This is a genomic window from Sphingomonas sp. Leaf34, from assembly GCF_001421805.1.
GTDB lineage: Bacteria > Pseudomonadota > Alphaproteobacteria > Sphingomonadales > Sphingomonadaceae > Sphingomonas.
The window spans coordinates 625,637-638,511 of the sequence record NZ_LMLC01000002.1 but is presented as its reverse complement, the minus strand read 5'-3'; the positions used below and the strand labels follow the sequence as shown (position 1 = coordinate 638,511).

Genomic DNA, 12,875 nt, shown 5'->3' with positions numbered 1-12,875 from the left:
CCTATCTGCGGACGTCGAGGCCGCCCGCCAGATACATGTCGATGTCGTGCTGGTCGAACAGCGCGGCATCGCCGGCGAGGCTGTGCTTGAGGCAGGTCAGTGCGAGGCCGTATTCAATCGCCAGGGCTTCTCGACCGTCCTCGTCATCGTTCCCCATCAGTCCGTGCAGGACACCCGCCGCAAAGGCATCGCCTGCACCGATCCGATCGACGATCCCCGCCACTTCGACTTCGCGCGTCTGCCAGGAGTCCGACGGGGTATCGAGCCGGGCGGTGATCCGGTGGCAGTCGACATGCGCGATGACGCGCGCGGTGGATGCGATCCAGTAGAGATTGGGGAAGGCGGCGAAGGCGGCCTCGGCCGCTTCGCGGCGCCGTTCGGGCCCATCGCCTGAAAACGGCGCATCCAGCAGCAGCGCCATGTCGCGGTGATTGGCAAAGAACAGATCGGCGTGTGCCACGAGTTCGCGCAGGATGGCGCGGGGATCGCTGTCCCAACTTTCCCACAGGCGAGCGCGGTAGTTCGCGTCGAAAGATATCCGCATGCCGCGAGCGCGCGCTGTCCGCATCGCTGTCATCGTCGCGTCGGCCATCTCTGGGCCGAGTGCAGGCGTGATGCCCGAGACGTGCAACCAGCGGGCGCCGTCCAGCATCGCATCCCAGTCGAGGGCGCGCCAATCTGTCGTGGCGAACGCGCTGCCGGCACGGTCGTAGGTTACGTCGCTCGCGCGTAACGACGCTCCTTGCGTCAAGAAATACAGCCCGAGCCGCCCCGGCGCTTCGGCGATCCGCGTCGTGTCCACGCCGGCGCCACGGAGAAACGTCCGCGCGCGCCTGCCCAGCGGTCCGCTCGGCACGACGCTTGCAACCGCGCTGCGCCACTCGAGCGCAGCCAGGGCGACCGCGACATTGGCCTCCGCCCCTCCGATCCGCACGCCGAGCGTATCCGCCTGAGCCAGTAGCGACCCGACGGGGGCGGTAAGTCGCATCAGCACTTCGCCAAAACACACGATGTCCGCGGGTAAATACCGTTCGGGCTTCATCACATCCGATCTCCTAGTAGAGGACTGCTCTATAGGTATGACAAACTGGTATCCACATATTTATCGAACCTCATTGACACAGTGCCTGATGACTCGGCATTGATCGGCAAATCAAAATAGGAGTCGAGGGTGAGGATATCGTCACGCACCATTAAGGCCGCAGCCGCGCGCAAGCGGCGGGCCGCCCTGTTGGCAGGCGCCGCACTAGCGGTACTCGTCGTCGGTACGCCTGCGGTTGGACAAGTGCTTCCGGGCGCGCAGACACCTGCGCCGGATCCGCAGTCGGCAGTCCCATCGGTTCCTGCACCCGCTGAATCTGATAGCGCGACAGCCGACCCCGCTGTTCCGCCATCCGCACCCTCGAGCGATGCCGACATAGTCGTGACCGGCATTCGGCAGACATTGCAGAACTCGATCAACGTGAAGCGCAACGAGACTGCGATCGTCGATGCGCTATCGGCGCAGGATATCGGCGACCTGCCGGCCTTGTCGATCGGCGAGGCGATCCAGACGATCACCGGCGCGACGACGCACCGCGAGAAGGGCGGCGCGTCCGAAATCTCGCTGCGAGGGCTTGGTAGCTTCCTGAGCAACACGACGTTCAACGGACGTGAAGCGACGAACGGCAGCGGCGACCGCGCGGTGAATTTCAACCAGTTCCCGTCCGAACTGGTCAACGGCATCAAGATCTACAAATCGCAGCAGGCGAACCTGCTTGAAGGCGGCGTCGCCGGTTCGATCGAACTCCAGACGATCCGGCCGCTCGACTATGGCAAACGCGCGCTGCAAGTCGAGGCAAAGGCTAACTACAACCCCTATCAGGACCGTATTCGCGGCGAGAGCGCTTGGGGCTGGCGTGGTACCGCAAGTTACATCGATCAATATGATCTCGGCTCACTCGGCAGGGTCGGCATCGCACTCGGCTTCCAGCGCAACTCGGTGAACAATCCCGAGGAGACCTACGCCGGCAGCAGTACATGGGGCGCGTGCAACCCCAAAGTCGTCGTTGCGGCAGGCAACTGCTCTGAGGTGACCCGCGAGCAGGGGGCTGGGGGAACACCGTTCTATCTTACGCCGAACTCGACGATTTTCCGACAGATCACGGAGAAGGATAAGCGCAACGCCTTCATCGGTTCGCTCCAGTGGCAGCCCTCCGATACGCTCGATATCAACTTGGATTTCCAGTATTCGAAGCGGGATTACAGCGAGGACCGTCATGATCTGACCCTGTCCGAGACGCGCTACGGCTTGAAGAACGTCCAGTATGACGACCAACATCGCCTGCTCTATGCCGAGGGCATGACCTCCGTGGAGTCGACCGGCAACCTGCTGACGCGCGACGAGAAATATATCGGCGGGGGCGGCAATATCGCCTGGACACCTACTGACCGGCTGACGATCACGGCGGATGCCTCCTATTCGCGCACGGAACGGCGGACGCTCGAACGTAGCGTGCGCCTGCGGACCGATCCGCTGGACGTCAACGGCGTACGGACGCCGCTGAACAACCAGCGTGTGCCGTACATCTATGACGCGCGGAACGGGTTCGCCCCCACCGTCACGCTCGATCCACGGTTCAACGTGAACGACTGGAAGCTGTTCAGCGACGACGCCCGCATTCGTCGCGCGGACGAGTACAAGACTGACGAAATCCTCGCCGGCCGTTTCGACGTCGCGTACACGTTCGACGGATTTCTAAGCCGGATCAACGCAGGTGCCCGCTATTCGCATCGGCGCTATACCGCCTATGACGATCTGGTCGAAACGCTGCAGGATGATCGCACAGTGGATCGTGCCGTCAGCGAAAAATGCCGTACGGCCTTCCCGCAACAAGGCTTCCTTTCCGATGCGCCGACGCAGTCCATCACCAGTTGGGCTACATTCGATACGCTTTGCCAATTTCAGAATTATCTCGGCACCGAAGATCCGGGCGGCAATGCGGACACTCGCTCGGTCGCCAATGCGGATGTGAAGGAAACGGTTTGGTCGGGATATTTGATGGGATCGTACAAGGGTAATCTCGGCGACCTGCCGGTCCGCGGCAATTTCGGCGTCCGCCTCGTCGATACGAGGCTAATGTCCGTCGGATTGCGAAGCGGCCTTGACGTCGTGACGGGCGCCGATGGTTCGATCTCGCTTGTCGGCACCGGTGCGTTCGACGAGGTGTCGATCAAGAACAGCTATTTCCGCGCATTGCCCAGCGTCAACGCCAATTTCGACCTGGCGAGCGACGTCATACTGCGCCTTGCGGCGTACCGTGCGATGTCGCGACCAGCGCCGAGCGATCTAGCAGGCGGGCGGACCGTGCGGCTCGAAGATGGCACGGGGTTCGGGTCGATCGAGGATGCGCTCGGCCAGATAATCGCCAACGGCAGCCCGCGGTTGAAACCGATCATGTCGTGGAACGGCGATGTGGCGCTCGAATGGTATCCGAACCGCGACACGATCGTCTCGGGGACGGTCTACTACAAGCAATTCGCGGGCGGCTTTGTGCCGGTGACGATAGATGAAGAGTTCGAGATCGACGGGCAAACGGTGACCGTGCCGGTGACGCAACGTCAGAACAGCGACGAGAAAAGCCGCGTCTATGGACTGGAAGTGACGCTTTCCAATCGATTTTCGTGGCTGCCCAAACCGTTCGATGGCCTGGGCGGTAAGGTGAGCTACAATTACTCGGATTCGAATTTCAAGAATTACGATATCCGTCTGGGTGACGTAACTGATCCGTCGACCGGGGTCGTCACGCCCGGGATCGTTCCTCCTGCAAATCTCAGCGGCTATTCCAAACATGTCGTCTCGGGCCAGCTCTATTATCAGCTGGGTCCGGTTTCGCTCCAGGGCATCTACAATTACCGATCGAAATATTATCAGGATTTCGTCGGTGGCAATTCGCAACTTCGATATGTCCGGGGTTCCGATACGCTCGATCTGCGTGCCTCCTACAACATCAATCGCAATGTCTCCTTGAGGCTGGAAGCGCTGAACGTGTTGAACGAGCCCAAGGTGACCGACATGCCGGTCGAGGGAAGCAGTCGCCAGTATCACTATTACGGCGCCAAATATTTTGTAGGGGTGCGCGTCCGACTTTGAGGGGCGCTTAGGCCCGGCGACTGGCGGCTTTTCATTGGCGTGTGAAATTGGTAGGACAACCGAAGGATTAAAGGATTTTGCAGCGCCATGGCCGAGCGTCGTCTGTTTCAGGAAGTTGCGGATCGCATTGCGGGGATGATCGCGGAGGGCGTTTTCCCGCCAGGTACGCGTCTTCCTGGCGAACGCGAACTCGCCGAGCAATTCGACGTCAGTCGCGTCACGATCCGCGAAGCGGAGATTGCGCTGCAGGCGACCGGCGTCATCCGCATCAAGACCGGATCGGGCGTTTACGTGTCGGATACGCCGGCGGCAAAGCCCGGCGAGCTTCCTGCGGTCAGCGCGTTCGAATTGACCGAGGCACGCTCGCTGTTCGAGTCCGAGGCGGCGGCTTTGGCGGCGCCGATCATCTCCGACGACCAGATCGAAGTGCTGGACGCGTTGTTGAAGGACATGGCCGAGGAAGGTGCGGATGATGATCGCATCACCGAAATCGACCGTGCGTTCCATCTGACCATAGCCTCGGCATCGGGCAACCGGGCGATCACGCACACGGTGGAGACTTTATGGCGCATGCGGACCGAAATTCAGGATGTCCGCGATACGCACAAATCGGTGTGCCATCATGACGCAAGCGTACGTCACCGGGAGCATGCTGCGATCGTAGACGCCTTGCGGCGACGGGACTCTGTCGCAGCGCGCGCGGCGATGCGCCAGCATTTCAGTCGCTTGTTAGAGGCGATGCTGGATGCGACCGAACAGCGCGAAGCCCAGGCGCTCAAGCTGAAGTCCGCCGCGAGCCGCGCAAGGTTCCTGATGAGCGCCCAGTTGGTATAAATCGCTTATGTCGCAAGGCGGCGGCTGTCTGCGCTATTGCTAGGACATCAGGCAGATGAGCCTTGCCGTCTATTCATCTCAAACGGTTCAACACGTCCGCGGGTAGCTTCCTCGGAACTACAGCTCCGGCAGTCGCAATTCATTGAAATGAACGAATGTCTGAAGTTGGGACGCGCATTCCGGCTGCGAAATGACTGGAAGTGGGTCACCTAGCGCGAGGCCTTAGCGGTTCCGGTCCATCTGTAGGAGGCGGGCATAGTCCTGCTCTGGTTGGCCATATGTATCGCCCGCCAGGGCCATAAGCTTTGTCCGATCGTGGACCAGAACCTTGGCCCGGACTGCCCGGATCGCATGCTCCTCTTCTAGCCGGTGAAGTGCGTCCGTAACGCTGCTACGGCGAACGCCGAGCATCAGACGGAACTCCTCATGCGTCATGCAGATCTCGTCGGCCTGGACACGGTCGTGGTAGAGCAGGATCCACCGGGCCATGCGGCGCTCGATCGAATGCGCCAGCGATGACACGACGGTCCGGCCCATCTGCAGCATGAACACGTGCGCGAAGCGGAGCAGTGTCATGCGCAACGGAGGGCTTTGGTCCACGGCTGCCAGCAACGCCTTAGCGGGCATGCGCAGCGCCTGGCCGCGCTCGGCGCGCATGGTGACGTCGTAGGGGGAGCGATCGTCGCCCATCACCAGCGGCCAGCCGATGAAGCCCTCCGCGCCGACCAGACCGACCGCATAGCGACGATCGTCATCGAGCGAGTCGAGTACGCCTGCAATGCCCTGTTCGAGAAAGCACACGCTGTAGATCGGATCGCCGGCTCGCGTGATGAAATCCCCGACCGCGAACGATACCGGCTCGAGATGCGGCGCCAGCAAGCCGAAATCTTCCGGGGAGAGGCTGGCTAGCAGACGATTGCCGACCATTCTTTCGACAGGAGCTTCATCGCGATCGACCGCTGCGCGAGGCGTTGCGCCGGTGATTGAAACGATCGTCGACACCCAATTCTCCTTCTAACCGGCGGACTTTGCACGGTTCCGTACAGCAACGTTGGCCATTCTGCTTTGTTCATGAGCGATCAAACAGGAGGATCACATGGTTTCCATATCGAAACGCCCCGTCGCGCGCAGCCTTTTCGCGGCGGCGCTGCTGACGGCATCGGCCAGCGTGCTCGCGCAATCGGCCCGCTCGCCTAGCGCACCGCCACCCGCCGCTCCGCCGGAAAGCGCGACGCAGCCCCCCAAGGCGGCGCCCGACATGCAGAAGGTGCTCGACGCGCTCGCGGGTCTCGGCGGCAAGCCGATCGAGACGCTGACCCCGGCGCAAGCGCGGATGCAGCCTTCGGCCGCCGATGGCGCCAAGGCGGCGATGGCTCAGCAGGGCATTTCAACCGCGCCCGACGCTTCGGTAACGACGCAGGACGTGCCGTATGGCTCGGACGCCCAGCAGTTCGCGCGGATCTACAAGCCCGCGGCAGCGCCCGCGAATGGCAAGCCGATGCCGGTCGTAGTCTATTATCACGGCGGCGGCTGGGTCATCGCGGACGTGAACACGTATGATTCGGCACCACGCGCGATGGCCAAGGCGCTTAACGCGATCGTCGTGTCGGTCGAGTACCGCCATGCGCCCGAGTTCAAGTTCCCCGCGCAGCATGACGACGCCGCGGTGGCGTATCGCTGGACGTTGCAGAATGCGGCGAGCTGGGGCGGCGATCCTGCGAAGATCGCGGTGGCGGGCGAGAGCGCAGGTGGCAATCTGGCGGTCGCGACGGCGATCTACGCACGCGACAATCGCCTGACGCTGCCGCGGTACATCGTCTCGGTCTATCCGATCGCCAACAGCAGCATGACGCTGCCGTCGCGCAAGGACTCGGCGAACGCCAAGCCGTTGAACGCCGCGATGCTGAAGTGGTTCGGCTATTATTACCAGACCAGCGCCGCCGATGCGCAGGATCCGCGGCTGAACGTTGTTGCCGCCAACCTGCGCGGCCTGCCGCCGACGACGATCATTAATGCGCAGATCGATCCGCTGCGCTCGGACGGCGAGACGCTGGCCGCGGCGATGCGCACCGCGGGCGTGAAGGTCGAGCAGAAGACCTTCCCCGGCGTGACGCATGAGTTCTTCGGCATGGCGAAGGTCGTTCGCGGTGCCAAGGACGCCAACGAACTGGCGGTCGCGCGCCTGAAGGCAGCGTTCGCAGGGGCGCCCCGCCGCTAATCAGTTCGACGGGGTGGCTGGTGCCGCCCCGTCGATCATTGCGTGACCGGCATCCGGCCGGCGCGGTCTGACAACGGAGAGCCAGCGATGCGTACCCCACCTTATCCGCCCGCGGCCATGCCCGCGGATCTGCGTCCGCTTCACGACGAGATGGACGCTTACATCACCGAGCATCTCAAGGGCTTCGTCTCGCATCGGGCGGATGGTGCGTTGGTCGGGCCGTTCGCGCCGATGCTACGCTTTCCCGCGTTCGGTCGCGCCGCCTGGACGTATACCAAGGCGCTGATCGACAACGCGACGCTGCCCAAGGCGGCGCACGAGGTCGCGGTCCTGGCGACCGGCGCGGTCTTCAACTCGCGCTACGAACTTTACGCGCACGAGCGAGTCGGCGAGGCGGCGGGTCTGTCCCCCGAGAAGGTCGCGACGATCGCCGCCGGCCAGCGTCCCGCCGACCTGACCGAAGAGGAACAGGCCGCCTACGACGTCGCGGTCACGTTGGCGGGCGGACGGCAGCTGCCGGCCTCGACCTATAACCGTGCCGTGCGCGCGTTCGGCGAGGACCGGACGGCCGAGCTGGTCTATCTGGTCGGTGGCTATTGCCTCGTGTCGCTGCTGCTCAACGCCTACGACATGTCGGTCCCCGGTCGCGAGGAAGGTCTGCCCGACGATCCCCAGGAAGAGGGAAAGCGCGCGTGAACGGCAGGCGGATGGCCGGCGCGATCGCCGGCGGGTTGGTGGCCGGGCTATGCATCACCGCTATGATGATGGCGGGCGAGAAGAAGAGCGGCACGCCGTCCGAACTCACCGATCTCGAACGGGCCGGTGCGCGGCGACTCGGCGTCCGCTCCGTACCGTCGAGCGACCTGCCGGATGTAACCGAACAAGCTGTCGTCCAAGGTAGCCACCTCCTGCTCTCCGCGGCAGCCGGCGCAGTTTATGCCCTGACGGTGGACGAGGATGCAGGCGTAGTGCCGTCGGGTATCGTGTTCGGCCTAGGGTTTTACGTCGCGATGCACTGGATCACCGGGCCTCTGCTGGGGCTCAAGAAACCCGAATGGCAGGCGGACGCGGCGACGATCGGTACGCACACGATCGTCCACCTCGTCTTCGGCGTCGCGACCGCGGCCGGCGCAAAGGCAGCGGCCAACGCCTGACCGTTCCGGAATACCGACGCCCCAAAAGCGCGAACCGCGCGTTACCGCGCTAAACCACAAGGATTTCCCATGTTGAAGACCCCGATACGCTATAGCCCCGACGTCGAGACGATCGGTCCCGACGAGCAGGAGACGATCGACGGTCTCAACAAGACGTTCGGCTACATCGTCGAGAAGACGCATGAGGACCTCGGTCACGCCCAGCGCGGCGTCCATGCCAAGAGTCATGCCTTGCTCGAAGGCGAGATGGTGGTGCACGATGATCTCGCCGACGAGCAGGCGCAGGGCATTTTCGAGCGCGGGCGTCGCTACCCCGTCATCATCCGCATGTCGGCGATCCCCGGCGATCCGATCCGCGACAGCGTCTCCCTGCCGCGCGGCTTCTCGATCAAGATCATCGGCGTCGATGGCGAACGCCTACCAGGCGCCGCGGACGAGGTGACGCAGGACTTCCTGATGGCTTCGGGTGTAGCCTTCTCGAACCCGACTCCGGTCGGGTTCCTGCGCAACACAAAGCTGCTCGCTGCGACGACCAATCGCGCGGAATGGGCGAAGGAAGCGCTGTCGAAGGTGTTGCGCCCGATTGAGCAGGCGTTGGAAGCGGTCGGCGGCGAGAGCGCGTTGTTGAAGGGCTTTGGCGGCTATCCCGACACCAATCCGATCGGTGACCGCTATGGTACGCAGGCGCCGCTCAGGTTCGGAGACTATATCGCCAAGTTCGACATCGTGCCGGAATCGCCCAACTTTCGCGCGCTGACCGACCAGAAGCTCGACGAGAGCAAGAGCCCCGACTCGATCCGCGAAGAACTGATGGCGATCTTCGCGAACGAGGGTGGTGCCTGGACTCTCCGCGCGCAGCTCTGCCGCGATCTCGAGGAGAACCCGATCGAGGACGCCGCGACGCCGTGGCCCGAGCAGGGCAATCCCTACATCCCGGTCGCGACCATCACGGTGAAGCCGCAGAAGAGCTGGTCCGAGGAGCGCGTCACCGTGCTCAACGAACAGACCGCGTTCCGCCCCTGGCACGGCGTCGAGGCGCATCGACCGCTCGGGTCGGTCATGCGCGCGCGCCGTGCGGTGTATCCGGTGATCCAGGATCTGCGCAGCCAGCTGAACGGCTGCCCGATGCACGAGCCACGGTCGCTGCCTGCGCTCGACTGATCGGGTCTGCACGGAACCGTACCGAAACGTCGCAGGGCATTCGGGTGTTAACATCATGATCCAGCAGGAGCTTCCCATGCCCTATCTACCCTATCGCGATGACATCGAGACGCCTGAGCCCGGCGAGCAGGAAAGTATCGACGGCATCATCAAGGGGATGACGCAGGAGAGCGAGACGGTCGAGAAGCGCGACGGCCATGCCGTGCGCGCCAGCCACGCAAAGAGCACGGCCTGCGTCATCGGAACGATGGTCGTCGCCGCGGATTTGCCGCCCGAACTGGCGCAAGGGCTGTTCGCGAACCCGGGGACGTTCGACGTCGCGGTCCGCTTCGCGCAAGGGCCGGGCGAGAAGCTCGGAGACCGCGTATCGACGCACCGTGGCATGGCGATCAAGGTCTTCGGGGTCGAAGGCGCCAAGCTGCCCGGTCATGACGCGCCGACGCAGGATTTCGTCCTGGCGAGCGGTACGACGTTTCCGGCCGGCACCGCCGCCGGGTTCCTAGCGCAGGCGAAGAAGATCGGCATGACCGTGCCGATGCCCGAAGGTGTCAAAAGCGCGGCCGCATCGATCGCGCGCAACATCAACAAGGTCCTGAACGCGGTCGGTGCCGAACCGAGCCCGACGCTGGACTTTTACGGCCATCCGTTCAGCCACCCGCTCGTCGAGACCTATTTCAGCCAGTGCCCGATCCGCTACGGCGGTCATGTCGCGAAACTCGGCGTGTTTCCGGTTGCGCCTGAGCAGCGTGCGCTCGACGATTGGCGGCTCGATCCGCATCAGGATGAGGATGGCTTCCGTCACGCCGCGATCGCGTATTTCGACGACAACGACGCGGTGTTCGAACTGCGCGCGCAACTCTGGGCCGATGCCGAGACGCAGCCGATCGAGGATACCTCGGTCGACTGGCCGACGCGGGTCAGCGAATACCGCACGATCGCGACGATCAGTCTGCCGCGGCAGGCCGCCTATGGCCCGGATCGAGTCCGTTATTTCGACGAGGTCATGACGTTTCGCCCGGCGCACGCGCTTGAAGCGCACCGCCCGCTCGGCGGCGTGATGCGCGCACGCATGCAGGTGTACCGCGCGCTCAGCGATTTCCGCCACCGCGAGACCGGCATCACTGCCGCGAACACCGCGGCCATCGCCGATATTCCGGCCTGACGCCGCTCACGCTTATTCAGATTTCGAAAGGATACCCATGAAGCTCCAAGGCAAGACAATCGCGATCCTGATCGCACCCCGCGGCACCGAGGAACCCGAGTTCGCGCAGCCCAAGGCAGCGGTCGAGCAGGCGGGCGGCGCAGTGACCGTCATCAGCCTCAAAACCGGCGACGCGGAGACGGTCAACAACGACCTCGATCCCGGCAAGACGTTCGCCATCGACAAAGCGATCGACGACGTATCGGCGTCCGACTTCCATGGCCTGGTAATCCCGGGCGGGTGCGTCGGCGCGGATACGCTGCGGTCGTCGGACAAGATCGTGGCGTTCGTCCGCGATTTCTTCGCCGCCGGAAAGCCGGTCGCTGCGATCTGCCACGCGCCGTGGACCTTGATCGAGGCCGATCAGGTACGCGGTCGTACGCTCACGTCGTACCCGACGCTCGCCACCGACATCCGCAACGCGGGCGGGACCTGGGTCGATCAGGAGGTCGTCGTCGACCAGGGCCTCGTCACCAGCCGCACCCCGGATGACTTGCCTGCGTTCTGTGCAAAGCTCGTCGAGGAGTTCTGCGAGGGCAGGCACGAGTCGCAGGCGGAGAACGCATGATGGCGCGCTTTGCCGACAAGGTCGTCGTAATCACCGGTGCCGCCTCGGGCATCGGCGAGGGGGCCGCGCGTCGCTTTGCCGAGGAAGGCGCGACGCTGGTGCTGGGCGACATCGACACGGGCGCGCTCGGCAAGTTGGCAGCCGAACTGGGCGGCACCGTCGAGACGCGGGAAACCGACGTCACCGACCGCGCCGCGTGCGAGGCGCTGGTCGAGGCGGCAATCGACCGCTTCGGCCGGATCGACGTGCTTGTCAACGACGCGGGCGTCGATCATCTCGGCAAGCTGGACGAAGGCGACTTCGCCGAATTCACCAAGGTGATCGAGACCGACCTGTACGGCGTCGTCCACATGAGCCGCGCGGCGATCGCACATCTGCGCACGTCGAAGGGCTGCATCATCAACGTGTCATCGGTGTCGGGGCTCGGCGGCGACTGGAACCATAGCTTCTACTGCGCGGCCAAGGGTGCGGTGAGCAATTTCACACGCGCGCTGGCGATGGACGAGGCCAGGAACGGCGTGCGCGTCAATGCGGTCAACCCGTCGCTGACCTATACCGCGCTGACCGCGGGAATGAAGGAACAACCTGACCTGATCGCCAAGTTCGAGGAGCGGATCCCGATCGGACGGGGTGCCGAGCCCGTCGACATCGCCGGTGCGATCGCGTTCCTGGCGAGCGACGATGCGCGCTTCGTGACGGGCGTCAACCTGCCGGTCGACGGCGGACTGACCGCGTCCAACGGCCAACCCCCGCTGTCCTGACATCGCGAGAGCGCAGTAACGCGCTGTCGATCCTTTTCGGAGTCCATTCGGCAATGACAACCCCCGTTAACCTCCCCGCGCAGATCGGCGCTGTCGATGTCTGACGCGCCTAAGGTTGCTATCGTCACCGGTGCCTCGCAAGGCTTGGGGGAGGGGATCGCAGAGGCGTATCGCGCGCGCGGCTGGCGTGTCGTCGGCGTGTCACGATCGATCGCAGCGTCGCAATCGGACGACTGGATCACCGTTGCGGGGGACGTTGCCGATCCCGAAACAGCAAAGCGCGTCGTGATGGCCGCGCGCGACCGGTTCGGGCGAGTAGATACGCTCGTCAACAATGCCGGCGTTTTTATCGGCGAGCGCTTTACCGATTACACGGCGGAGCAGTATCGCCAGATCACGCAGACCAATCTCGACGGCTTCTTCCACATGACGCAGGCGGCGCTGCCGCTGATGGTCGAGCAGGGCAGTGGCCATATCCTGCAGATCGTCACGACGTTGGCGGAGCACGCCAATGTCGAATTCCCCTCGGTGCTGGCGTCGCTGACCAAGGGCGGGCTGGCTGCGGCGACGCGCAGCCTGGCGATCGAATATGCCTCCCGCGGCGTACGCGCCAACGCGGTGTCGCCCGGCATCACCGAAACGCCGATGCACCCTCCCGAGACGCGCGCCGGGCTCGGCGCGTTTCACCCGCTCGGTCGGATGGGCACGGTCGCGGACGTGGTCGGCGCGGTACTGTACCTCGAGGATGCCAGTTTCGTGACCGGCGAAATACTCCACGTCGACGGTGGGCAGGTCGCCGGTCACTGACAGATCAGAAAGGTACGATCTCTGAGGGGGTCAGCGGGC

12 protein-coding genes are annotated in these 12,875 nt (G+C 63.9%); 10 read left to right on the top strand and 2 right to left on the bottom strand.

Annotation, left to right across the window (positions count from 1 at the left end; all coding sequences use genetic code 11):
• Position 1 precedes the first annotated feature (1 nt).
• Complete coding sequence (locus ASF00_RS08090; RefSeq protein ID WP_055876787.1) at positions 2–1,042, bottom strand: sugar kinase; 1,041 nt, start codon at positions 1,040–1,042, stop codon at positions 2–4.
• Positions 1,043–1,423: 381 nt separating this feature from the next.
• Between ASF00_RS08090 and ASF00_RS08085 the strand changes: the two genes are divergently transcribed.
• Positions 1,424–4,132: a TonB-dependent receptor gene (locus ASF00_RS08085; protein ID WP_200910500.1), complete on the top strand. Its 2,709-nt coding sequence runs from the start codon at positions 1,424–1,426 to the stop codon at positions 4,130–4,132.
• Positions 4,133–4,219: 87 nt separating this feature from the next.
• Positions 4,220–4,966, top strand: coding sequence for a FadR/GntR family transcriptional regulator (locus ASF00_RS08080; RefSeq protein WP_055876779.1), 747 nt, complete (start codon positions 4,220–4,222; stop codon positions 4,964–4,966).
• A 222-nt stretch (positions 4,967–5,188) separates the two neighbouring features.
• Here ASF00_RS08080 and ASF00_RS08075 read toward each other — a convergent pair whose 3' ends face one another.
• The gene (locus ASF00_RS08075; RefSeq protein ID WP_156348238.1) at positions 5,189–5,968 is read right to left on the bottom strand and encodes a Crp/Fnr family transcriptional regulator; all 780 of its coding nucleotides are present in this window, start codon (positions 5,966–5,968) and stop codon (positions 5,189–5,191) included.
• Positions 5,969–6,062: 94 nt separating this feature from the next.
• Between ASF00_RS08075 and ASF00_RS08070 the strand changes: the two genes are divergently transcribed.
• From ASF00_RS08070 to ASF00_RS08035, 8 genes are all read left to right on the top strand, one after another.
• The gene (locus ASF00_RS08070) at positions 6,063–7,184 is read left to right on the top strand and encodes an alpha/beta hydrolase (protein ID WP_055876773.1); all 1,122 of its coding nucleotides are present in this window, start codon (positions 6,063–6,065) and stop codon (positions 7,182–7,184) included.
• 87 nt (positions 7,185–7,271) lie between these two features.
• Entirely contained in the window at positions 7,272–7,880 is a 609-nt protein-coding gene (locus tag ASF00_RS08065; RefSeq protein ID WP_055876770.1) for a carboxymuconolactone decarboxylase family protein, read from the top strand.
• Positions 7,877–8,338 carry a hypothetical protein gene (locus ASF00_RS08060; RefSeq protein WP_055876767.1) on the top strand — a complete coding sequence of 154 codons (462 nt, stop codon included), beginning with the start codon at positions 7,877–7,879 and terminating at the stop codon, positions 8,336–8,338. Before ASF00_RS08065 ends, ASF00_RS08060 begins: the two co-directional genes overlap by 4 nt.
• A 69-nt stretch (positions 8,339–8,407) precedes the next feature.
• Positions 8,408–9,499, top strand: coding sequence for a catalase family protein (locus tag ASF00_RS08055; RefSeq protein WP_055876765.1), 1,092 nt, complete (start codon positions 8,408–8,410; stop codon positions 9,497–9,499).
• Between the two features lie 76 nt (positions 9,500–9,575).
• Positions 9,576–10,661: a catalase family protein gene (locus ASF00_RS08050; RefSeq protein ID WP_055877245.1), complete on the top strand. Its 1,086-nt coding sequence runs from the start codon at positions 9,576–9,578 to the stop codon at positions 10,659–10,661.
• A 37-nt stretch (positions 10,662–10,698) separates the two neighbouring features.
• Entirely contained in the window at positions 10,699–11,268 is a 570-nt protein-coding gene (locus tag ASF00_RS08045; RefSeq protein WP_055876763.1) for a type 1 glutamine amidotransferase domain-containing protein, read from the top strand.
• Positions 11,268–12,029, top strand: a complete 762-nt coding sequence (locus ASF00_RS08040) for an SDR family NAD(P)-dependent oxidoreductase (RefSeq protein WP_055876761.1) — start codon at positions 11,268–11,270, stop codon at positions 12,027–12,029. Before ASF00_RS08045 ends, ASF00_RS08040 begins: the two co-directional genes overlap by 1 nt.
• A gap of 96 nt (positions 12,030–12,125) precedes the next feature.
• Positions 12,126–12,836: an SDR family NAD(P)-dependent oxidoreductase gene (locus ASF00_RS08035; protein WP_055876758.1), complete on the top strand. Its 711-nt coding sequence runs from the start codon at positions 12,126–12,128 to the stop codon at positions 12,834–12,836.
• Positions 12,837–12,875 lie beyond the last annotated feature (39 nt).

Coding starts and splice junctions, on each gene's coding strand:
- ASF00_RS08090 (WP_055876787.1), bottom strand. CDS start 1,042: ATGAAGCCCGAACGGTATTTACCCGCGGACATCGTGTGTTTTGGCGAA.
- ASF00_RS08080 (WP_055876779.1), top strand. CDS start 4,220: ATGGCCGAGCGTCGTCTGTTTCAGGAAGTTGCGGATCGCATTGCGGGG.
- ASF00_RS08070 (WP_055876773.1), top strand. CDS start 6,063: ATGGTTTCCATATCGAAACGCCCCGTCGCGCGCAGCCTTTTCGCGGCG.
- ASF00_RS08065 (WP_055876770.1), top strand. CDS start 7,272: ATGCGTACCCCACCTTATCCGCCCGCGGCCATGCCCGCGGATCTGCGT.
- ASF00_RS08055 (WP_055876765.1), top strand. CDS start 8,408: ATGTTGAAGACCCCGATACGCTATAGCCCCGACGTCGAGACGATCGGT.
- ASF00_RS08050 (WP_055877245.1), top strand. CDS start 9,576: ATGCCCTATCTACCCTATCGCGATGACATCGAGACGCCTGAGCCCGGC.
- ASF00_RS08045 (WP_055876763.1), top strand. CDS start 10,699: ATGAAGCTCCAAGGCAAGACAATCGCGATCCTGATCGCACCCCGCGGC.
- ASF00_RS08040 (WP_055876761.1), top strand. CDS start 11,268: ATGGCGCGCTTTGCCGACAAGGTCGTCGTAATCACCGGTGCCGCCTCG.
- ASF00_RS08035 (WP_055876758.1), top strand. CDS start 12,126: ATGTCTGACGCGCCTAAGGTTGCTATCGTCACCGGTGCCTCGCAAGGC.